Here is a 22,084-nt window from a genome sequence, read left to right on the forward strand (position 1 = left end):
AATTCATTTTCTTTCTAAAAGTTTCATCTCTCCCCTATTTCATGCATAATAGATATGTACATATATTAGAAAGCGGTGAAAGTATGGTTTCAAATACTGTAATTGCCAGCATCATCTTTCAACTCATTGTCTCGATTCTGGTCCCAATTATCGTACTCGTTTATTTCCGTAAAAAATATCATATTAATTGGAAAGTGGTCGGCATTGGTGTTCTTATCTTTATCGGATTTACCCAAATTCTTGAAACACCATTCCACCTATTTATGCGCGGTAATCCAACAATCGCTCCATTTTTAGAAAATCCGTTTGTCTTCGCAATTTATGGCGGATTGACTGCTGGTATTTTTGAAGAATTAGGACGCTTCGTTGCCTTCTTCTTCTTACTAAAAAAATATCTAGAATATAAAGATGGCTTCGCTTATGGAATAGGTCACGGCGGAATTGAATCTATTTTAATTGGCGGCTTTTCTGCATTACAAGCATTAATCTTTGCTAATTCTATTAACGATGGTAGCTTCGCTCGACTGATTGAACAAAAACCCGAGCTTAGCATTTTACAGGACATGTTAATTCAGCAACCTGCCTACTTATACTTCCTTGGTAGCTTAGAAAGAATTATGGCACTCGTGCTTCAAATCGCCTTTACAATGCTTGTTTTATACGCAGTCAAACAGAAGAAATATATCTTCCTAGTATACGCTATACTATTCCACGCATTTGTAGACTTTTTCGCGGCACTTTACCAAACAAAAACAATCAATATCTTTGTTGCCGAAGGAATTACCCTTCTCTTCACAATTGGGGCTGTCGTTCTTATTCGCAAGATGAAAGCGAAATTAATGAGTGTGCCGGAGTAAAAAATACCCCACCGATTGGTGGGGTATTTTTTATGGATTGTCGCAATGGTGATAGCTTTTTCCTTCTTGCAGCTCCCTCTTTGTTTCTGCATCTATAACGATATATTTATGAAACTCTTCTACTTCATTTTGAGAAAAGGAAGCGAAAAAATAAACTTGGCGATCAGGATGAACAAAAAAATCTTGAAGCATCACACTACTCCGACAACCCATGGCTGTTTTTTGTAGGAAAGAAAATTCTTCATCAGCCACTTCTTTAAATAAGATTTTTTTCCGAACACTATATGCTGCATTATTGTATTCTTTATAGATTTTCTTGTCTAACTGTTTATAAAAAACATCCTCACTCACAAATGACTTATTTCGATTGCTTGGATAATTTAGTTTTTGATTCGACTCTGCATAAGTTGTGGACAAGTGTATAAAAAAACAAAGACTAAATACAATACATATCATTTTATTCATGATTGCACCTCAAATGTTCATTATCCACATATTTAAATCAATATGCCGTTTCCAAGAAAAAGGAATTATTTCCACATTTGTCGAAGTATATAGCGTCAACTTGAAAGATGGGGATGAATTATGAAGAAAATTATTGTAATACGACATTGTTCAGCAACTGGGCAAAAACGTGATGATGAATTAACGACCGATGGAAAAGACCAAGCAAATACTCTTGCTACATTCCTCTTAGAAAATCATCTACAAATCGATCATATTGTTTCAAGCCCATTTGTCCGAGCTATCGATTCCATTCGGCCCTATGCGCTCCAAGCTAACTTATCTATCCAAGAAGATGAACGATTAACTGAACGCATATTGAGCAACGTTCCAATGGATGATTGGATGCAAAAACTAGAATCCACTTTTACGAACATAGATATTGCCTTTTCAGGCGGAGAGTCAACAAAACAAGCAACAGACCGTGCCATTTCGCTTATTCAAGACGTTTTACAATTAAACCATACGACAACACTACTTGTTACACATGGCAATTTACTTACGCTCATTTTAAAGCATTTTGATCATACGATTGGCTTTAATGAATGGAGAACTTTAACCAATCCTGATATTTACGAAATTACAATCGACGAACAATGTATCATAAAACGCTTATGGGAAGCATCGTCCAAGTAATATCCCTTTCCAAAACATTCAGTTGACGCCACGAGAAGAGACTGTTCTAACAATAGAAAGGGGTATCATTTCATATGTACGAAGACGTACTTGCTTTACTACATAAAACAAATGTTTCTTATGAAAAATTCGAACACGAACCAGTACTCGATTATGAGACGGATCGGATCGTACGTGAGAGACTTGGCTTACAAGGCTCTCCAAGTAAAAGCTTATTTTTAAAATCAAAGTCTGGAGATTATTACGTATTTTTTACGTTAGAGGGCACAAGGCTCAACCGGGGAGAGATGAAAGAGCTAACAGGAGAACGCTTATCTCTCTGTTCTCCTGATGAACTGCGAGACAAAACTGGTTGTACGCCGGGATGTGTAGCTCCTTTCGGATATTCACACGATGTAACAATTATTGTGGATAACGCTATTTATACGTACGATAAAATTTTAATTACACCTGGTGTTCCTGAATTTACAATTGAATTATCCACAGAAGAATTAAAAAAGATTTTATTAACATGTACAAATACCGTTTTAGAGTACAAACAAAAAGAGAGCTAATCGCTAGCTCTCTTTTTTCATTATTTAGCTTCTGCTGTTTTTTCTTTTGCAGAACGTACTTGCTCGTCCGCATGGTAAGAAGAACGCACAAGTGGGCCAGCTTCACAGTGGCTAAATCCTTTGCTAAGTGCAATTTCTTTAAGCTCTGCAAATTCTGCTGGTGGGTAATATTTAAGAACTGGTAAATGCTTCTTAGATGGTTGTAGGTATTGCCCAAGAGTTAAAATATCCACATTGTTTGCACGTAAGTCATCCATTGCTTCAATTAAATCTTCTCTCGTTTCACCTAAGCCCACCATAATGCTCGATTTAGTTGGAATATCAGGCTGCATTTCTTTCGCTCGACGTAAAAACTCTAATGAACGTTCATATTTTGCTCTAGCGCGAACTCGGTCAGATAATCGACGTACTGTTTCAATGTTATGGTTTAGAATATCTGGTTTTGCATCCATTAACATTTTTAAGTTTTCTTCTACTCCACCCATATCAGATGGTAATACTTCGATAGACGTGAATGGGTTTTTACGACGTACTGCGCGTACTGTTTCAGCAAAAACAGCTGCTCCCCCGTCCTTTAAATCATCACGTGCAACCGCTGTTATAACAACGTGCTTTAAGCCCATTTGAACTACTGAATCTGCTACGCGTTCTGGTTCTTGTAAATCAAGCTCAGTTGGTAAGCCTGTTTTAACCGCACAAAAACGACAAGCACGTGTACAAACCGCACCTAAAATCATAAATGTTGCTGTTTTTCTTACAGCCCAGCATTCATGAATATTCGGACATTTTGCCTCTTCACAAACGGTATGAAGATTCTTAGAACGCATCATTTTCTTTAAGCCTGTATAGTTTTCATTCGTGTTTAACTTAATTTTCAACCATTCGGGCTTGCGCTTATATTCTGTTTGTTTTGTCATGGTTATCAACTCCGCACAATATGAAATAGTTTACCGTGTTCGCTTCTTTCAATGTAACATATCTATTCTAACGTATGAAAGCGATTTGCTCAAATGAAGATTCTAAGATTTTTTCCAATCGTTCCCTATAATGAAATACTCCGTATATCCCACACTAAAAAGAGTGATGTTGTGAAAGGAGTCTATTTCATGCTTCGAAAAATTTCTCTTTTGCTTTCTATTTGTTTTCTTCTCCACCAAAACATCGCTTACGGTGAAGATAATCAGCAAAGCATATACGAAAAGCGCATGGCACTATATAAAGAAACCGAGCAGTCTTCAGGCATTCCATGGTATTACTTAGCTGCAATGGATCAATATGAAAGAAATATACGGAGCGTAAGAAAAGATATTCCGAAAAAACCAGATGCCATCATTTCCCTTTATTTCAAACCAGAAATATGGGCTGGGCCTATTAATAGTAACGATACTCTCCCCCATACAATTTCTCTATTTGGCGGAATAGGTTTAGATGGTGACAAAGATGGATTTGCAAATGCAAATAGCGACCGTGATCTTCTGCATACCGCAGCGACTATTTTAAGGAAACAAGGAACGTCAGAAGACCGTATTAAAATTATGCTTTGGGAATATTATAGACGTGCAAAAACAGTTGATTTAATTAGCGAATACGCCCAAATTTATAAACATTATGGACGTATTAATTTAGAAGGAAATGCTTTTCCTCTTCCGATTCGTAGTGACCATAGCTACCGTAGTACTTTCGGCGCTGGAAGAAGTTTTGGCGGCAGAAGGATTCATGAAGGAACCGATATTTTCGCCGGATATGGCGTGCCAGTAAGATCGACTTGCTATGGCATTATTGAAACGAAAGGTTGGAACCGCCTTGGTGGATGGCGCATTGGTATTCGTGACCTTCATAACAATTACCATTATTACGCCCATTTAGGCGGGTTTTCAAAAGAAATACAGCTTGGACAAATTGTTGAACCAGGAAAAGTAATCGGATTTGTTGGTAGCACTGGTTATGGACCTCCTGGTACAGCCGGAAAATTTCCACCCCACTTACATTTTGGCATGTATAAAGACAATGGCTATACAGAATGGGCCTTCGATCCATACATGCATTTAAGCCTTTGGGAACGCAAAGAACGAGCAAATACAAAACGATAACCGTAGCGCATTGCTACGGTTATTTTTTATCCAGTAAAAGCCCGGCTCAGCCGAGTTTCACTTTATATGCAATTAACTATCTGTTTTCTTTTTATCAGGTACAGCAACACTTCCGCTTCCATAATACGTAGGCACTTCCCCTTGAACGATACGCGTCGCAATTGGAACATTTTGTTTCACCGTTATCTCTTTCGTATGAAATGGAATAATTACTTGCAATGTTACTTCCATTTCCATAACAATTTGAATCGCTGTAGTATTAATCCCATGCGGCTCAATTTTTTGTTTAATATCTGTATTCACATGACCAATTGGCGTGAAATTAATTGGAATATCTGGTCCTATATTACCAAGAAGTGCATTATCTGTTACACGCCCAAAAGGAACTGCCATAGTCGCCCCGTTTTTTTCAGAAATACCTAGCTCCTTCAACTTCCCTTGTTCTACTTGTTGCAAATATTTTTCTATGTACGTGGTCGTTGACGTTACGATTTCATTTACTTGCTTCGTATTTAAATTAATTGTGGATACTTTTCCGTTTTTATCATTCTGTACTTTCATTAATGAATCGACATCGAATCCTTCATTAATTCGATCCTTTACTGCCTTCGTCATAATTGCTGTCGCCATTTTATGTGTCTCTACTTCCCCATATTTAATTAAGGTCGGCTGAATGTTATTATTCACAATCCACAACCCTTGCGTAAGTAATATAACAAAAAGAATAAACGACATAAGCAGTATATACCGAAAGGCAATAGGTCCCTTTCGAAACCGCGAGTTTTTCGAGCGAAATATACTCATAAAAAAACCTCCTTCTTATATCATTTCTATGCAAGAAGGAGGGACGATATATGCTTATCTCATTTTTAATAATGCTTCTTTTCCAATCGTTCCTGCTGGAATGCCTAATGCTTCAGCTCCAGTCGTTACCGATTCTAGTGGCGCTTCAAGAAGTTGTTCAATCGTTCTTACACCAACCGCACGGCCAGCAATAATTCCTCGATCACCTAATTTCTCATTTAAAAGACCTACATCTAATGCACCACACATAATATATCCTTTATCGCTCATTACAGCTAGCAAATTCGTCTTTGGAAGTTTCACGCTAACTGCAATAAACGTATAATTATCAATTATAATTGGCTCCACATTAACCATAGTTCACACTCCTCTCTTTCTTATCTGTATGACAAGAGAAAAATGAGTGTTACAAGTTAACTAGCCTATAGTTTAACGGAAGATGTATAAGTTATTAACATATCTGTTAACACATCTCTAAGTAGTTCTGGCATATAATATTGTTTGTCAGAAAGTGTGGATAGCTCTGGGTATAAGTAGCCAAATGTAAACATATCAATCGTTCCTACTGTATATATACGATCTAATTCCAGCGATTCCCCGTTAATTAATACATCTTCGAGTAAAATTTTATTCCCGGGAATCGTATCTGGAATGACTTCTACACCAGCGTAAATCATTTTCCCCATCACTTTTCCCCGAAATCCGAATCCTTTTACCTCAAGATTCTCCATATTCGGTTTACGTGCTTTCAAAATAACTTCTCTTAATATCTTTCCTGGAACTTTCAAAGCACAAGGATTAATTGGATGTGGACAAATTCTGTGAATATCTCCGCGCGTCACAACACCTTCTTCTAATCCTTCAAGAAGTACACCCGCGTTCACCATTCCAATCTCTGCACCGCACCACATTTTCAGCGCATTTGCTAACATGTGCGAAAATGCTGTTTCCTGAAACCAATCGACCGGCAATGATTCCTTTACATGAACGACAGGCTCTGCCATAATCTGTTTACTTTCTTCCTGCAGCAATTCAATTGTGGATAACGGTTTGCTGTAAGCACCTAAACGTTCTGTCTTAATCGCTCTACCGTCCTTTTTCAACAGCTTCTTCGTCTCTTTATCCACAGTAAGCTGAACGTGCCCAACGTAACGTCCCCACTTTTCACAACAACAAAGTAACGTATTATTCATAAGAACGCCTCGCTCAAATAAATGATGCGTATGTGCCCCTAAAATAACATCTACATCATAATGCTCCGCCATATACTCATCCATGCTTTTTCCAAGGTGAGAAAGAACAACTGTAATATGAGCCTCATCTTTCACTTCTTCTAAAATTGACTCTAAATGGATAAGCGGATCTTCAATATGCCAATCGAGCATATAATAAAACTCCGGATAAGCTACCGTTAATCCGATAAAAGCAATCGTAATCCCATCTGTCGTTGTATGTAATTTATAAGGCTTTGCCCACTCCGGACGTACCCCTTCTTTTTCAAATAAATTCGCGACGAGCACCTCAAATCCAGCATCATCATATAGACGATTCAAATGCTCCTTCGCTAACGTAATTCCTTCATTATTTCCGATCGTTACATAATCATATAACGCCTCATTCAAAAGCTTCGTATTGCCAAGTCCATTCGTCGCTTCCGAAATACTATGAAAACGATCCACATGATCGCCGATATCAACCGTCAAAACAGTCTCTCCCGCTTCCTGTCTTCGCTTTTTCTCCTCTTGTACAAACCGAGAAATTTGCGGCCAATTTTCAAAATGACTATGTATATCGTTTGTATGATAAAGATGGATGATTGTTTCTTTATTTATATTCAGAGAAAAAACCTCCTCTCAGTTCCTTACTGCCATTTACGCTATGCGCACGCAATAATCCTGTAAATACTTTTCGTCTTTTCTTGCTATTTTACATTGTACTCGCATTGTGAGAAAAAGCAAAAGATTGTCCTTTTTTATATGAGAAATTTTCTTTTTTTAGTTGTTGAATTCTTTGATAGAACGGGGATTTGTCAGAAAGTTTGTTAAGTGGTTTTACGAGTATTTTGGTGGATTTCCTTGTGGATTCTCCTGTGGGTTTGTCAGTATCTTAGTCTCAACTACTTCCATTCGGCCACCTTATGGATATCATCTAAATATTGAGGGGGGTATATGCCAGCTCTACTATGTCGTAATTTGTCGATAAGTCGATATCCCTTGTCGAATCGTCGATATATTGAAATAATCGCCGATATATTCGGAGTTATGGTCGATATATTTGAAAAATCGCTGATATATTTAGCTGGAAACCTACCTGGGTATCCAGGTCACACTCAATTTCAGATAAACAAAACAAAAAAAGCGCCCTGCTGTGCAGGGCGCTTTCTTCATACTTATATTAACCGATAGAACCTTCCATCTCAAACTTGATTAGGCGGTTCATTTCAACTGCGTATTCCATTGGAAGTTCGCGAGTGAATGGCTCGATGAAGCCCATTACGATCATTTCTGTAGCTTCTTGCTCAGAAATACCGCGGCTCATTAGGTAGAATAATTGTTCTTCTGATACTTTCGATACTTTCGCTTCGTGCTCAAGTGAAACGTAATCGTTTTTGATTTCGTTGTAAGGAATTGTATCAGATGTAGATTGGTTATCCATGATTAACGTGTCACACTCGATGTTAGAGCGAGAGTTTTTCGCTTTTGGTCCGAAGTGTACGATACCACGGTAAGTTACTTTACCACCATGCTTCGCAATCGATTTAGAAACGATTGTTGAAGACGTGTTTGGTGCTAAGTGAATCATTTTCGCACCAGCATCTTGGTGTTGGCCTTTACCAGCAATCGCGATAGATAATGTTAAACCACGAGCGCCTTCGCCTTTTAAGATAACTGCTGGATATTTCATTGTTAATTTAGATCCGATGTTACCGTCAATCCATTCCATCGTTGCGTTTTCTTCACAAACCGCACGTTTTGTAACTAGATTGTATACGTTGTTCGCCCAGTTTTGGATTGTTGTATAACGGCAATAAGCATCTTTTTTAATGATGATTTCTACTACCGCACTGTGAAGTGAGTTAGTCGTGTAAACAGGTGCTGTACAACCTTCTACGTAGTGTACGTGTGCGCCTTCGTCTACGATGATAAGCGTACGCTCGAATTGTCCCATATTTTCAGAGTTAATACGGAAATACGCTTGAAGTGGTGTATCAACTTTAACACCTTTTGGAACGTAGATGAATGATCCACCAGACCAAACTGCAGAGTTTAATGCAGAGAATTTGTTGTCTGTTGGTGGAATTACTTTTCCGAAATGTTCACGGAAAATATCTTCGTTCTCTTTTAATGCGCTATCTGTATCTTTGAAGACGATTCCTAGAGCTTCTAGGTCTTCTTTCATGTTGTGGTATACAACTTCAGATTCGTACTGTGCAGATACACCAGCTAAATATTTTTGCTCAGCTTCTGGAATACCTAATTTATCAAATGTTGCTTTAATTTCATCAGGTACTTCATCCCAAGACTTCTCAGATTTCTCAGATGGTTTTACGTAGTACGTAATCTCATCGAAATCTAAGTCATTTAAGTCGCCGCCCCATTGTGGCATTGGCATTTCATAGAACTTATCCAGTGATTTTAAACGGAAGTCTAACATCCACTGTGGTTCTTCTTTCATACGTGAAATCTCTTCAACGATCTCTTTTGTTAAACCGCGTCCAGCACGGAAAATCGAAACGTCTTTGTCTTTGAAACCATATTTATAATCGCCGATATCTGGCAGTTGCTTCGCCATGTTGGTGTGTCCCTCCTTAGATAACCTCATTTTTAGGAACCTTTAACATTACTTATCTTCGTTTAAGCCCTTTTCTAACGCTTTCCACGCTAATGTTGCACATTTAATACGTGCAGGGAACTTGCATACGCCTTGTAATGCTTCAATATCTCCTAAATCGATGCTGTCATCGTACTCTTTTCCTAGCATCATGTCAGAGAAAATTTTCGAAAGCTGAAGTGCTTCTTCAATTTTCTTACCTTTTACTGCTTGTGTCATCATTGAAGCTGAAGACATTGAGATTGAACATCCTTCGCCTTCAAACTTCGCCTCTTGCACAATACCTTCTTCTACTTTCATCGTAAGTTGAATACGATCGCCGCAAGTTGGATTGTTCAAGTTAACAGTAACACTATCTTCTAACACGCCATGGTTACGAGGATTCTTATAATGATCCATAATAACTTGACGATATAACGTATCTAAATTATTAAATGACATTTGTGAAATACTCCTTTGTCTTGATTAGCGATTCAACAAATGTATCAATTTCTTCTTTTGTATTATATAAATAGAAGCTCGCACGTGCTGTTGAAGAAGCTTTTAGCCACTTCATAAGCGGTTGTGCACAGTGATGTCCTGCGCGAACTGCAATGCCTTCTACATCTAATACAGTCGCTACATCGTGAGGATGTACGTCTTCAATATTAAATGTAACAAGACCAGCGCGATGCTTTGGACCATAAATTGTAACGCCATCTACTTCTGATAGTCTTTCTAAAGCGTATTGCGCTAATTCATGCTCATGCTTTTCAATATTATCAAGACCGATTTCTTCTAGGAAATCAATTGCCGCACCAAGTCCGATTGCATTACCGATAATCGGTGTACCTGCTTCAAACTTCCACGGAAGCTCTTTCCAAGTAGATTCTTGTAAATCTACGAAATCAATCATTTCACCGCCAAATTCAATTGGCTCCATATTGTTCAGCAGTTCTTTTTTACCATATAATACGCCGATGCCTGTAGGTCCGCACATCTTATGAGCAGATAATGCGTAGAAATCACAGTTTAAATCTTGTACATCTACTTTCATGTGAGGTGTACTTTGTGCACCGTCAACGACCATAATTGCGCCATTTTCGTGTGCGATCGCTCCGATTTCTTTTACAGGGTTAATCGTTCCAAGCACGTTTGAAACTTGCATAATAGAAACGATTTTTGTATTCGGTGTAACTGTTTGACGAACATCTTCTAAAGAAATTGTACCGTCTGGTTGAAGCGGAAGGTATTTTAAAGTTGCACCAGTTTTCTTCGCAACTTGTTGCCACGGAATGATGTTACTATGGTGCTCCATGTAAGAAATAACGATTTCATCGCCTTCTTTTACATTTTCAAGACCATAGCTAGCCGCTACTGTATTTAATGCAGTTGTCGTTCCGCGCGTGAAAATAATCTCTTCCATTGATTTCGCGTTAATAAACTTGCGAACTTTCTCGCGTGCACCTTCATACGCGTCGGTAGCTTTCGTACCGAGCGTATGAACACCGCGATGCACGTTAGAATTATATTCTTTATAGTAACGTTCTAACGTTTCAATGACTTGAATTGGTTTTTGAGAAGTTGCTGCACTATCGAAATATACAAGTTGTTTGCCGTTCACTTTTTGATCAAGAATTGGAAACTGTTTGCGTATTTCATGAATATTCATTAGCGAACTTTCCTTTCAATTACCTCAACAAGCTGTGCTTTTACTCCTTCAATTGGAAGCTCATTTACTACAGGTGCTAAGAATCCATGGATGACTAAACGTTCTGCTTCGCGTTTTGGAATACCACGGCTCATCAAGTAGTATAATTGGTACGGATCTACGCGGCCTACTGAAGCTGCGTGACCTGCCATTACATCATCTTCGTCGATTAAAAGAATTGGGTTTGCATCACCGCGTGCTTTCTCATCTAACATAAGAACGCGAGAAGATTGTTGTGCGTTTGATTTAGATGCACCGTGTTCAATCTTACCAATCCCGTTAAAGATAGATGTTGCACTATCTTTTTGTACACCGTGTTTTAAAATCCAACCTTCAGAGTGTTTACCGAAGTGAACAACTTTAGTTGTAAAGTTTTGTGTTTGGTTACCACGGCCAATTGTTACTGTTTTCGTATCAGCATATGAACCGTCGCCCATTAAGTTTGTAACGTTCTCTGAAATTGTGTTTCCGTCATTCATAAGGCCTAGAGCCCAATCAATGCGGCCGTCGCGTCCAACAACACCGCGGCGGTTAACGTAAGTTGTTACGTCTTTTGCTAATAGATCAACCGCACCAAATTTAACTTGTGCGCCTTGTTCCACGATTACTTCTGCTACGATATTTGCAATACCTTTAGCATTTTCATTTGCAACATAGTTTTCTACATAAGTTGCAGTACTGTTCGCATCAGCTACGAATAATACATGGTTATATACGTTAGCTTCTTCGCCGTCTACTAAGAATACAGCTTGAAGTGGAGTTTCAAGAACAACGTTTTTCGGAACATATACGAATGCACCGCCGTTGATTAATGCAGCATGAAGTGCAGTTAAACGATGCTCGTCTACCTTCACGCCATCTTTCATTAAGTACTTTTGTACTAGCTCAGCGTGCTCAGTTGCAGCTGTTACGATGTCTGTAAAAATAACACCTTTTTCTTTTGCTTCGTCTGCTAAAGAAACGAACGCTGTTGTACCAGTGCGTTGTACTAATACGCTGTTGTTTTCATCGATTAAGTTTTTCACTGCTTCTGGAAGCTCTGTTAAAGAACTTACAGGCTCTTGCTTAGCAGCGTCGCCTTTTCCGATAAAGTCCCATTTTTCAATTTTCGTTTTATCAGGCGTTGGCATTGGAAGTTCAGTTGCTTGTGCAAGAGCTTGTAAGCGGAACTCAGTCAACCAAGCAGCTTCGTTTACTTCGCTTGCGCGTTGACGGATTGTTTCTTGATCGAAAGGTAATGTACCAATTGTCATGTTTATGCTCCTCTCTTACGCTTCTTGCTCTGTTGTTTCGTCTTCAATACCTAATTCTTTTTTAATCCAGTCGTAACCTTCAGCTTCTAGACGTTGTGCAAGCTCAGGACCACCAGATTTAACGATACGACCGTTCATCATAACGTGAACGAAGTCTGGAGTGATGTAGTTTAATAAACGTTGGTAATGCGTAATCATTAGGCAACCGAACTCTTCGCCGCGCATTTCGTTAATACCTTTAGATACAACTTTTAATGCATCGATATCAAGACCTGAGTCGATTTCATCTAAGATTGCGATTTTTGGCTCAATCATCATTAATTGAAGAATTTCGTTACGTTTTTTCTCTCCACCAGAGAAACCTTCGTTTAAGTAACGTTGTGCCATTTCTGGATCCATTTCTAGGAATTCCATGTTTTTATCTAATGTACGGATAAATTTCATAAGAGAAATTTCATCGCCTTCTTCACGACGTGCATTAATTGCAGAACGTAAGAAGTCAGCGTTTGTTACTCCGCTAATTTCACTTGGATATTGCATTGCTAGGAATAGACCCGCTTGTGCGCGCTCATCTACTTCCATTTCTAATACATCTTCACCGTCGATGATGATGCTACCTTCTGTTACTTCATACTTTGGGTGACCCATAATTGCAGAAGATAAAGTTGATTTACCTGTTCCGTTAGGTCCCATAATTGCGTGGATTTCTCCACCTTTTACTTCAAGGTTTACACCCTTTAAAATTTCTTTGCCATCAATTGATACGTGTAAGTCTTTAACCGTTAATGTAGAACCAGCCATCTCAATACCTCCATTAATCCTATATATACATTTTAAAAATTCCTAAAACGTTCATATTCTCATTTTATTCTCATTCTAATTTTATATCAAATAAAATGATATCGCAAACGACGAAAAAAAGTAACCGTTTTTTCACAAATGTATATAAGTATTTCCTTTGCATCTTTCTATGATACACCTTTCTTCTTATTTATATAAAGAAAAAAGGACTGGTAATTTTCCAGTCCTTTCCTTATAATTATTCACTTACCGGAAGTACAGCACCTTTATATTCTTTATTAATAAAATCTTGAATTTCTTTTGAATGTAGCACTTCTACTAGCTCTTTAATTTCTTTTTTCTTCTCATCACCTTTACGAACTGCAATGATGTTTGCATACGGAGAGTCTGCTCCTTCAATCGCAATTGCATCCTTTGTTGGATTTAATTTTGCATCAATTGCATAGTTTGAATTAATAAATAAAGCATCACCTTCATTATTTTCATACAGCTTTGGTGACAATCCAGGCTCTACATCTGTTTTAAACTTTAAGTTTTTCGGATTTTCGACTACATCTTTTACGGTTGCCTTAACAACATCTACACCATCTTTAAGCTTAATCACTCCGCCTTTTTGTAACAATGCTAACATACGGCCTCGCTCCGCTACGTTATTACTCATAATTACTGTTCCGCCATCTGGTAAGTCTTTTAAGCTTTTATATTTCTTAGAATAAATACCCATCGGCTCTAAATGGATTTTTCCTGCGTTTACAATTTTATATCCCTTTTCTTGGATTTCTTTATCTAAGTACGGAATATGCTGGAAGTAGTTCGCATCAATTTCTTTATCCGCTAACGCTTTATTTGGCAGTACATAATCCTGGAACTTTTTAATCTCTAACTTAATACCTTTTTTCTCTAATATTGGCTGTGCCTTCTCTAGAATAACAGCGTGCGGCACGTTAGAGGCTCCAACAACAAGCTTATTCTCTTCTTTTCCTCCGCAAGCAGCTAATGTAAATACAGACAGCGCTGTAACAACTGACAATAAAATCTTTTTCATATGATGTCCCCTTCTCCCCTATAGTTATGTAGTTATAAAAAAGGCTGGCATACACCAGCCTTTTCAGCAATTATTCTTTTACAGGAACAACTGCCCCTTTATATTCTTTATTAATAAAGTCTTCGATTTCTTTAGAATGCAATACTTCTACAAGCTCTTTAATCTCTTTTTTATCTTTATCACCTTTACGAACCACTAATACGTTTGCGTACGGTGAATCATCACCTTCAATTGCAATTGCATCTTTTTCTGGATTTAACTTTGCATCAATTGCATAGTTCGAGTTAATTAAAACAGCGTCGCCTTCTTTATTGTTATACACTTGTGGTAACAAACCTGGCTCAATGTCCGTTTTAAACTTTAAGTTTTTCGGGTTATCTGCAATATCTTTTGGAGTTGCACTAACTGGATCTACCCCGTCTTTAATTTTTAAAATGCCTTCTTTTTGTAAAATTGCTAAACCACGTCCATGGTCAGTAACGGAATTACTCATAATGATTGTCGCTCCGTCTGGAAGTTCTTTTAAGCTCTTATATTTTTGAGAATATACACCGATTGGTTCTAAATGAATTTTTCCTGCTATTTCAAAATCATATTTTTTATCTTTAATCTCTTTCTCTAAATACGGAATGTGCTGGAAGTAGTTTGCATCTAAATCCTTATCCGCTAACGATTTATTTGGCAACACGTAATCTTGGAACTTTTTGACTTCTAATTCAATTCCTTTTTTCTCAAGTAACGGTTTTGCTTTTTCTAAAATTTCAGCATGCGGTACGTTAGAAGCACCCACAACAAGTTTCTTTTCATCTTTATCTTTCCCACCACAAGCAGCTAACCCAAAAATTGAAGTTGAAATAAGTGCCGTAAGTAATAATTTTTTCATTTGAAACATCCTCCCGTTTTTTATTACCGTTTATCTATTCGAGTCGTTAAACTATCACCAATCCACTGAATTAAAAATACAACTAGTAATACACAAATTGTCGCAACGATTGTTACATCGTTATTCCCTCTTTGGAATCCTTCTAAGTAAGCAAGTGTTCCAAGGCCACCAGCACCAACAACTCCCGCCATTGCTGTATAGCCTACTAAAGCAATTGTCGTAACAGTAATACCAGATACTAATGCTGGTAACGATTCTGGAATTAACACTTTCAAAATAATTGTGCTTGTTTTCGCTCCCATTGCTTTTGAAGCTTCAATTACACCTTTATCAATTTCGCGAAGTGCGATTTCAACCATTCTCGCGTAGAATGGTGCCGCTCCAATAATTAAAGCTGGCAATGCTGCACTTGCTCCAAGAATTGTTCCAAGAAGAATCTTTGTGAATGGGATTAATAAAATAATTAAAATGATGAATGGTATAGAACGGAATATATTTACGAATGCTCCAATCACCGTATTAATTGATTTGTTTTCCCATAAATTATCTTTCGCTGTCATGAAGAGTAACAATCCTAAAATTAGTCCTAAAACAAATGTCGCAAGAGCTGCGATTGCCGTCATATATAACGTTTCACCAGTTGCTTCTAACATTTGATTCCAATCAACATTTGCGAGTAACTTATCCATGTGCAATCACCTCCAGCTCTACTTGATCTTGATGAATTCCTTCTATTGCTTGCTGGATCGCTATTTCCTCACCATTTAAATGAACAACTAAACTACCGTAAGAACCGTTATTCGTTTGTGCGATATTCCCTTGCAAAATGCTAACTTCTATATCACTGCGTTGCATTAATCGTTGAAGCACTGGTCTTTCTACAGCCTCACCGATAAATTGCAAACGAATTACTTTTCCATCTGGATATTTTTCAATTAAACTTTCAATCGTTTCATTTGTATCTTCAGAATCTGTTAACTGCTGTACAAATCGTTTCGTAATATCTTGCTTCGGATTACGGAATACATCAAGTACTGGACCTATTTCTACAATCTTTCCTCTCTCCATTACCGCCACTCGGTTACATATCTTTCGAATCACGTGCATCTCATGTGTAATGAGTACAATTGTTAAACCAAGGCGCTTATTAATGTCTAATAGTAAATCCAAAATTTGATCTGTCGTTTCTGGATCAAGAGCTGACGTTGCTTCATCACATAAAAGCACTTGTGGATTGTTAGCTAAAGCTCTTGCAATCCCGACGCGTTGCTTTTGTCCTCCGCTTAGCTGAGATGGGTACGCGTCTCCTCTCCCTTCTAATCCAACAAGATGAATTAATTCATCAACACGTTTTCTTCTCTTCGCTTTATCAACACCTGCAATTTCAAGTGGAAACTCTATATTTTCACGTACAGTTCGTGACCAAAGTAAGTTAAAGTGCTGAAAAATCATTCCGATTTCTTGCCTTGCCTTACGAAGTTCACTTCCTGTAATTGCTGATATAACACGATTGGCAATTGTAATTTGGCCAGAAGTCGGTTTCTCTAACTGATTAAACAATCTAATTAACGAACTTTTCCCAGCGCCGCTATATCCGATAACACCAAAGATTTCACCTTTGTCTATTTTTAAATTGGCGTTATCTACAGCAGTGACATCACCGCTTTTTGCTTTATATATTTTTTTTACATTTTCTAATAAGATCATGATGTTCACCCCTTTTTGTTTAGATCGACTCCGCAATTTTTTATGTTTAATGCGCGTAGTCCACCGTTATCACTACCTTTATTATTTGAATGTCCTCCACATTCAAACAATAAAAAAACCTTTCTGCTTTAGAGAAGCAGAAAGGTTTATGTGCGTATATAACAACATTATCCCTCTCTCTCATCTCTCAAAGCATTTGCTTTGCAGGAATTGGCACCATTTCAACATAAGTTGACGGTTGCCGGGCTTCACAGGGCACAGTCCCTCCACCTCTCTTGATAAGAGAAATCAGATTCAATTTTCGTCTGATTTGTAATTTATGAAATTGTCTATATTTTATGAATTGAATTGTATCAATATCTAAACACCATGTCAACAGAAATTTTCGTAAAAAATGAACCTTCAGAATTTTAAGCACCTACTGACATCGGTTTACATATATGAAACATCGATTCGACTAATAGCATCGTTCGATACGTTCCCGAATATTGTACACGTCCATCGTTCATTAACATTTGCAATCGTACATTGCCGTTTACCAATTGTTTTACATCTTCTTCATCTACACAAACGATTTGCTCCGTCCCTATTTCCTCATGTAGCAGTTCTATATAATCTCTTGAAATTTGTAACGAACAACTTTCATCTCCAAAGCGGAAATTAACAGTTTTTTCTTCTTTTCTTAAAAGCGGCTCTAAATGATATTGACCATTAGCGTAATTTACAAATGATTGAAGCAAAGAATATAATTTCACCTTAAATCACATCCTTCATATCACTTTCTATTACATACCATTCCCTCTCACTAAAGAGCAATCCTGTTATTTTCGCTCGACAAATACTGTATCCACCCTGCATCTCGACATATTTCCCAAGAAATATGTCGAGGCGGCAAAAATTTTGCCGCCTACTTTAATTCCGTATATAAATATTCAACCGAATGAAATGCGTATATCTTCTTCATCAGTGTCCCATTTTCAAAAACAAGTAAACAAGGTACACTTTCAATCCCATACTCTTTCGCTAAATGCGGAGCATAATTTAAATCTAACATCCCAATTTTGAGGCCTTCAATTGTCATCTCAACGACTGTTAACATCTTTTTTGCTAATTGGCATGTTCCACACATTGGAGTATATACATATAATACTGTTTTTTCTTCGTTCTCTATTAGGGCTGTAGCTTCGGCTCCTGTCCAATCAATCACTTCTATCATTCCTTACCGTAAATATTCTGTATAAACGTCAATGTCGGCTCCCCATAATACATTTGCTAAGTGTGTAGATGGCGCAGTTGCCACTTCTCGGTACGAGCGATCAATATAGATATGCTCGGCTTGCGGAAATTCTTTTCGAAATTGTTTCCTTAACTTTTCTCCAGCATCATCAGCATCCACTAGCACATACACTTCCTTATCAAAAAACTGATCAACGAGCTCATCCATTTTCGACAAACCAATTGTACCATTTGTACAAACAATTTCCACCGGTTCACGAATAATAGATTCAATCTTTCTTCTATCTGATGTACCTTCTACAATAATGACTTTTTCTACATAAATCATATGTCATCACCCGATCACCATATACTATATAACCTTGAACTTAGTATATAGTATATTCGTTATTTTCATGTTGTTTCCTGTTTATTTTTGCAAAAGAAAAGCGTAAGCGGCTCGTTCAGATTGTGAAGACTTATGAAACCTTACCACAAAACAGTTTTTCTCATAATAGCTTATTTATTTACATATAACTTGAATTTCATTATTTCACACAAAATAAAAAAAGACAGCACAAAGGCTGTCCTTTAGTCGACTAAATTAGTCTTGATTTGTCATTTCTGCATATTTTTCTGCAGTTAATAACTTCTCAACTTGGCTTGCATCAGAAAGTTCAACTTTAACCATCCATGCACCCTCGTATGGAGATTCGTTAACAAGTTCTGGTTGGTCACTTAATTCTTCGTTTACTGCTACAACTTTACCGCTTACAGGTGCGTATAACTCAGAAACTGTTTTAACAGATTCTACGCTTCCGAATGGCTCGTCAGCTTCGATTGTTGCACCTACTTCAGGAAGTTCAACGAATACGATATCGCCTAGCTCACCTTGTGCAAAGTGAGTGATACCGATAACAACTTCATTACCTTCAGTTTTTACCCATTCGTGTTCTTCAGAGTAACGTAAATTATTTGGAATGCTCATGACTGTACCTCCAGTGAATGTATTAATTATGTAAAAATACCTTATTGGTACTTTTTCCACACACTTTCAAACTGCTCTTCGTTAAAACCAAGTGTTACATTCGTTCCATCTGTTACAATTGGACGTTTAATCAACATGCCATCAGATGCTAAAAGCTCGTACATTTCGTCTTCGCTTGCATCTTTCAACTTATCTTTCAGACCAAGTTCACGGTAACGCATTCCACTTGTATTAAAGAATTTTTTTAATGGTAATTCACTTTTTTCATGTAAATTACGTAAATCTTCTTTTGATGGTGGATTTTCAACAATATGAATCATCTCATATGCTACATCGTTTGCCTCAAACCATTTCTTTGCCTTTTGACATGTGCCACACTTTGGATATGAATAAAATGTTACTGTCATAAATTCACCTACTTTTTTACTAACCTTTACCTTTATCATATAGAAAACGTTTTATTATTTCAAACCATTATTCGCTAAACTTTTACTTATTTCGTGATAATTTTTAATAATCCTGCGAATTTTTCTTATTTTTCCGCCATTTGTTAAGAAAAAAATAAATATATAAATTTTTTTAGATTCTGCACCAAACATATATCTTAAACAAGCGTTTGATTAATTCCACATTTTTCTTTCTTACGCCTTGAGCTGCATCGGTTTCTTCCTACCGAACATACAGCTTAAACAAACGTTTGATTAATTCTCCATTTTTCTTTCTTAACCCTTAAGTTACATCGGTTTCTTCCTACCGAACATACAGCTTAAACAAACGTTTATTTAAAAAAATAAGAAGCCTTGTTTACAGGCTCCCTCATCATCTATTCAAATAATCTGCGATGGTTTGAAATACGACGATATACATATTATGAATACTTTCTTCTGTATTTCCTCCATTAGATAAACCAATTGCCCATTGTTGCCCTTCACCACTTCCGATATTTGCAAAACCTTGCGTATACATCACATTTACATCTTTTCGTGCACTGTTATACTCTGTCCCTTTTGTAATAAAAATTGAATATGATTTATCTTGTAAACCGATAAAAAACACTGGTTTCTTTAGCGATGAAAATACATTTTTGTACTGCTCTGTTGAGGCTTCTTGAAAGTGATCTTTCATTATTAGAAAACCATCCACTTCCTTAGATTTCTTTTCCAGTGCCTCTAACTTCATTTCCTCAAACTTTACATTCCTAAACGTATCTTTCGGCTTTTCTCCAACAACTCCAATTACGAGTGCTCTTCCGTTATATTCTAATTTCTCTCCTTCTTTATCCTTTGCACACCCAGCACTGACTAGGCATATCAATATAAAAAATAAGAAATACGATAAACGCTTCATATAGCACCCTCCCCTTCTTTTTAGTCAAGTGACAAAAACGTAAGGTTAATTCAAGAAACTGTAAGTAAAATCGATAGCCCAATTCACGTTTCTATATTATAATCAATTGAATTTACTTACATTACTAAACATAGGAGATCAACATGAAGAAATTTAAACTTTCATCTTTTCTTCCGTTAAGTTATATACTTCTACTTGTACTCGTAAGTCCCCTTTACGACGTATTAAATAAATCGACTGTTCACGCAGTAGACGTTACAACTGTAGTAGATGATTGGATTCCATTTGTAAAAGCATTTATTATTCCTTATTTACTTTGGTTTCCATACTTATACGGCGCACTTATTTATTACTGCTTTGCTGACCGAAAGCAATATTATGTCACTTTAAGTAGTGTTATTTTTGGAAAGCTTGCTTGTTTTTCTATTTATTATTTTTGGCAAACAACTGTACCGCGTCCGACTGTCGTTGGAACAGATGTATTTTCTGAACTAGTTCGCTATATTTATAGTATCGATCAACCGGTAAACTGTTTCCCTAGCATTCACGTTCTTACTACATTTGTAATTATGTTAGCTGCCTTTAAGCGTAGAGAGCAACATGCTTTTGAATATTACATCCTTACTTTCTTCGGTACACTTATTATTTTATCAACGTTATTTACGAAGCAGCATGCCTTTGTAGATGCCGTTTCTGGAATGACGCTTGCAAGCATACTTTACTTCGGCGTTCAACTCTTATTGGCGAAAGAACCAATAAGAGTTCCAGTAAAACAAAATCATAGAATGTAACATGACAAAAAAGCAGACTGTGGCTTCTCAGTCTGCTTTTATCTATTATTAAGGAGATTTTCAATTTAAGATTGCGGTACAGTCATATCACCAGAATGAATACGACCTGCTTTTTTAAGAGCAATGTAAAGTATATAAGAAACAGCTACTGGAATAACGATATAAGTAATTACCATCGCTGGGAGAACTCCCCATCCTTGGCTGGAAATTAAATTAATTGGTGCGATAAGAGAACTTAATCCAAGACCTGCAATTTCCTTTCCTGCTTCCAGTTGGAAAATTAATGCGGATACTGGACCGACTATAGCACTGGCGACGACAGTTGGAACGAGAATCATTGGATTTTTAGTGATATTTGGCAACTGTACTTTCGGAGTACAAAGTGCTTGAGCTAATATGCCACCTAAATTGTTTTCTTTCGCTGAGATGACAGAGAATCCGATAAACTGAGCGACGCATCCGGCAAGAGCAGCACCACCTGCAACACCGTCTAAGCTAAGTGCAATTGCTAACGCAGCTGATGAAGCTGGAGAGATAAGTAATAGTCCCCAAACTACTGCAATGACGATAGAAGCGATAAACGGGCTACCAGCCGAGCTATCTTTAATAAAAGCTCCAACTGCGTTTAAAACAGGAGTAATATTATGAGCTAACCAAATACCAACTAAACCAGAGCCTAATATTGCCGCAAATGGAACGAGCATCATATCTAAAGCAGTTTTTCCGCTTAAACGTTTACCAATATATACAGCTAAAGTTGCTGTTAATAAAGCACCGATTGGCTCACCTGTTTTAATAATTAGACCTGCTTCAGTAATTGAAATGGATCCGGCACCAATTGCTCCAGCCACCATAGCCGAGAAGATTACAAGGCCATTTGCACCGAGCATAAAAGCAATCCCGGCACCAATTGCTGGTGCCATAAGTGATTTTGCAACAACTCCGATTGTAATAAGTAATGGTATATCAACAATTCTTCCTATATTTTCGATCAGTAAACCAATTCCGAGGGATACGAAAATACCTTGTGCGATTCCAGCAGATGCTTTAAATACACGAGACATTATATATTCCTTCATTTGTTTCAC

Annotated in this window: 26 protein-coding genes and 1 riboswitch; of the genes, 5 read left to right on the forward strand and 21 right to left on the reverse strand. The window is 37.3% G+C overall.

Annotated elements, in window-relative coordinates; all coding sequences use genetic code 11:
- Positions 1–41: 41 nt before the first annotated feature.
- Positions 42–857 (forward strand): YhfC family intramembrane metalloprotease, encoded by an 816-nt coding sequence (locus F3I02_RS27450; protein WP_196478631.1) that lies wholly within the window; start codon positions 42–44, stop codon positions 855–857.
- Between the two features lie 30 nt (positions 858–887).
- On the opposite strand, the gene F3I02_RS27455 is transcribed toward F3I02_RS27450, so the two are convergent.
- A complete protein-coding gene (locus F3I02_RS27455) occupies positions 888–1,322 on the reverse strand; it encodes a hypothetical protein (protein ID WP_196478632.1) in 435 nt (144 codons plus the stop codon).
- 120 nt (positions 1,323–1,442) lie between these two features.
- On the opposite strand from F3I02_RS27455, the gene F3I02_RS27460 reads away from it, so the two are divergent.
- Complete coding sequence (locus F3I02_RS27460; RefSeq protein WP_196478633.1) at positions 1,443–1,997, forward strand: histidine phosphatase family protein; 555 nt, start codon at positions 1,443–1,445, stop codon at positions 1,995–1,997.
- Between the two features lie 74 nt (positions 1,998–2,071).
- A complete protein-coding gene (locus F3I02_RS27465; RefSeq protein ID WP_000272740.1) occupies positions 2,072–2,551 on the forward strand; it encodes a YbaK/EbsC family protein in 480 nt (159 codons plus the stop codon).
- A 20-nt stretch (positions 2,552–2,571) separates the two neighbouring features.
- Here F3I02_RS27465 and lipA read toward each other — a convergent pair whose 3' ends face one another.
- On the reverse strand, positions 2,572–3,468 hold the full coding sequence (gene lipA / locus F3I02_RS27470; RefSeq protein ID WP_000166372.1) for a lipoyl synthase: 897 nt from the start codon (positions 3,466–3,468) through the stop codon (positions 2,572–2,574).
- Between the two features lie 189 nt (positions 3,469–3,657).
- Here lipA and F3I02_RS27475 point away from each other — a divergent pair, with 189 nt between their 5' ends.
- Positions 3,658–4,641, forward strand: coding sequence for a M23 family metallopeptidase (locus F3I02_RS27475; RefSeq protein ID WP_000944665.1), 984 nt, complete (start codon positions 3,658–3,660; stop codon positions 4,639–4,641).
- A 72-nt stretch (positions 4,642–4,713) separates the two neighbouring features.
- On the opposite strand, the gene yunB is transcribed toward F3I02_RS27475, so the two are convergent.
- From yunB to F3I02_RS27565, 18 genes are all read right to left on the reverse strand, one after another.
- Positions 4,714–5,445, reverse strand: coding sequence for a sporulation protein YunB (yunB, locus tag F3I02_RS27480; RefSeq protein WP_196478634.1), 732 nt, complete (start codon positions 5,443–5,445; stop codon positions 4,714–4,716).
- 54 nt (positions 5,446–5,499) lie between these two features.
- Entirely contained in the window at positions 5,500–5,802 is a 303-nt protein-coding gene (locus tag F3I02_RS27485) for a YunC family protein (RefSeq protein ID WP_000248466.1), read from the reverse strand.
- 65 nt (positions 5,803–5,867) lie between these two features.
- Entirely contained in the window at positions 5,868–7,283 is a 1,416-nt protein-coding gene (locus F3I02_RS27490) for a bifunctional metallophosphatase/5'-nucleotidase (RefSeq protein WP_269061767.1), read from the reverse strand.
- A 556-nt stretch (positions 7,284–7,839) separates the two neighbouring features.
- Entirely contained in the window at positions 7,840–9,237 is a 1,398-nt protein-coding gene (gene sufB, locus F3I02_RS27495; RefSeq protein WP_001118827.1) for a Fe-S cluster assembly protein SufB, read from the reverse strand.
- A 48-nt stretch (positions 9,238–9,285) separates the two neighbouring features.
- The gene (gene sufU / locus F3I02_RS27500; protein WP_000009523.1) at positions 9,286–9,717 is read right to left on the reverse strand and encodes a Fe-S cluster assembly sulfur transfer protein SufU; all 432 of its coding nucleotides are present in this window, start codon (positions 9,715–9,717) and stop codon (positions 9,286–9,288) included.
- Entirely contained in the window at positions 9,707–10,927 is a 1,221-nt protein-coding gene (gene sufS, locus F3I02_RS27505) for a cysteine desulfurase SufS (protein ID WP_001020767.1), read from the reverse strand. Before sufS ends, sufU begins: the two co-directional genes overlap by 11 nt.
- Positions 10,927–12,219 (reverse strand): Fe-S cluster assembly protein SufD, encoded by a 1,293-nt coding sequence (gene sufD, locus F3I02_RS27510; protein WP_000152185.1) that lies wholly within the window; start codon positions 12,217–12,219, stop codon positions 10,927–10,929. Before sufD ends, sufS begins: the two co-directional genes overlap by 1 nt.
- A 15-nt stretch (positions 12,220–12,234) precedes the next feature.
- Entirely contained in the window at positions 12,235–13,020 is a 786-nt protein-coding gene (sufC, locus tag F3I02_RS27515; RefSeq protein ID WP_000929160.1) for a Fe-S cluster assembly ATPase SufC, read from the reverse strand.
- Positions 13,021–13,258: 238 nt separating this feature from the next.
- Positions 13,259–14,065, reverse strand: a complete 807-nt coding sequence (metQ, locus tag F3I02_RS27520) for a methionine ABC transporter substrate-binding lipoprotein MetQ (protein WP_000722399.1) — start codon at positions 14,063–14,065, stop codon at positions 13,259–13,261.
- Between the two features lie 70 nt (positions 14,066–14,135).
- Entirely contained in the window at positions 14,136–14,948 is an 813-nt protein-coding gene (gene metQ / locus F3I02_RS27525; protein ID WP_000735087.1) for a methionine ABC transporter substrate-binding lipoprotein MetQ, read from the reverse strand.
- Positions 14,949–14,971: 23 nt separating this feature from the next.
- On the reverse strand, positions 14,972–15,637 hold the full coding sequence (locus F3I02_RS27530) for a methionine ABC transporter permease (RefSeq protein ID WP_000359401.1): 666 nt from the start codon (positions 15,635–15,637) through the stop codon (positions 14,972–14,974).
- On the reverse strand, positions 15,630–16,655 hold the full coding sequence (locus F3I02_RS27535) for a methionine ABC transporter ATP-binding protein (RefSeq protein WP_196478635.1): 1,026 nt from the start codon (positions 16,653–16,655) through the stop codon (positions 15,630–15,632). The genes F3I02_RS27530 and F3I02_RS27535 overlap by 8 nt, the downstream gene beginning before the upstream one ends.
- A 177-nt stretch (positions 16,656–16,832) precedes the next feature.
- Positions 16,833–16,940: riboswitch (SAM riboswitch) on the reverse strand.
- Between the two features lie 125 nt (positions 16,941–17,065).
- Positions 17,066–17,410: a hypothetical protein gene (locus tag F3I02_RS27540; protein ID WP_000781210.1), complete on the reverse strand. Its 345-nt coding sequence runs from the start codon at positions 17,408–17,410 to the stop codon at positions 17,066–17,068.
- A gap of 152 nt (positions 17,411–17,562) precedes the next feature.
- A complete protein-coding gene (locus tag F3I02_RS27545; protein WP_002025020.1) occupies positions 17,563–17,871 on the reverse strand; it encodes a thioredoxin family protein in 309 nt (102 codons plus the stop codon).
- Between the two features lie 3 nt (positions 17,872–17,874).
- Positions 17,875–18,219: a toprim domain-containing protein gene (locus F3I02_RS27550; protein ID WP_000640870.1), complete on the reverse strand. Its 345-nt coding sequence runs from the start codon at positions 18,217–18,219 to the stop codon at positions 17,875–17,877.
- A gap of 255 nt (positions 18,220–18,474) precedes the next feature.
- Positions 18,475–18,858, reverse strand: a complete 384-nt coding sequence (gene gcvH / locus F3I02_RS27555) for a glycine cleavage system protein GcvH (protein ID WP_000026896.1) — start codon at positions 18,856–18,858, stop codon at positions 18,475–18,477.
- A gap of 41 nt (positions 18,859–18,899) precedes the next feature.
- On the reverse strand, positions 18,900–19,265 hold the full coding sequence (locus F3I02_RS27560; protein WP_000218968.1) for an arsenate reductase family protein: 366 nt from the start codon (positions 19,263–19,265) through the stop codon (positions 18,900–18,902).
- Positions 19,266–19,677: 412 nt separating this feature from the next.
- Positions 19,678–20,205: a hypothetical protein gene (locus F3I02_RS27565; protein ID WP_000826885.1), complete on the reverse strand. Its 528-nt coding sequence runs from the start codon at positions 20,203–20,205 to the stop codon at positions 19,678–19,680.
- 143 nt (positions 20,206–20,348) lie between these two features.
- Between F3I02_RS27565 and F3I02_RS27570 the strand changes: the two genes are divergently transcribed.
- Positions 20,349–20,996, forward strand: a complete 648-nt coding sequence (locus tag F3I02_RS27570; protein WP_000713772.1) for a phosphatase PAP2 family protein — start codon at positions 20,349–20,351, stop codon at positions 20,994–20,996.
- A gap of 65 nt (positions 20,997–21,061) precedes the next feature.
- Here F3I02_RS27570 and F3I02_RS27575 read toward each other — a convergent pair whose 3' ends face one another.
- Positions 21,062–22,075 (reverse strand): PTS sugar transporter subunit IIC, encoded by a 1,014-nt coding sequence (locus tag F3I02_RS27575; RefSeq protein ID WP_000666162.1) that lies wholly within the window; start codon positions 22,073–22,075, stop codon positions 21,062–21,064.
- Positions 22,076–22,084: the final 9 nt, after the last annotated feature.

The organism is Bacillus sp. SRB3LM, from assembly GCF_015712745.1.
GTDB lineage: Bacteria > Bacillota > Bacilli > Bacillales > Bacillaceae_G > Bacillus_A > Bacillus_A thuringiensis_K.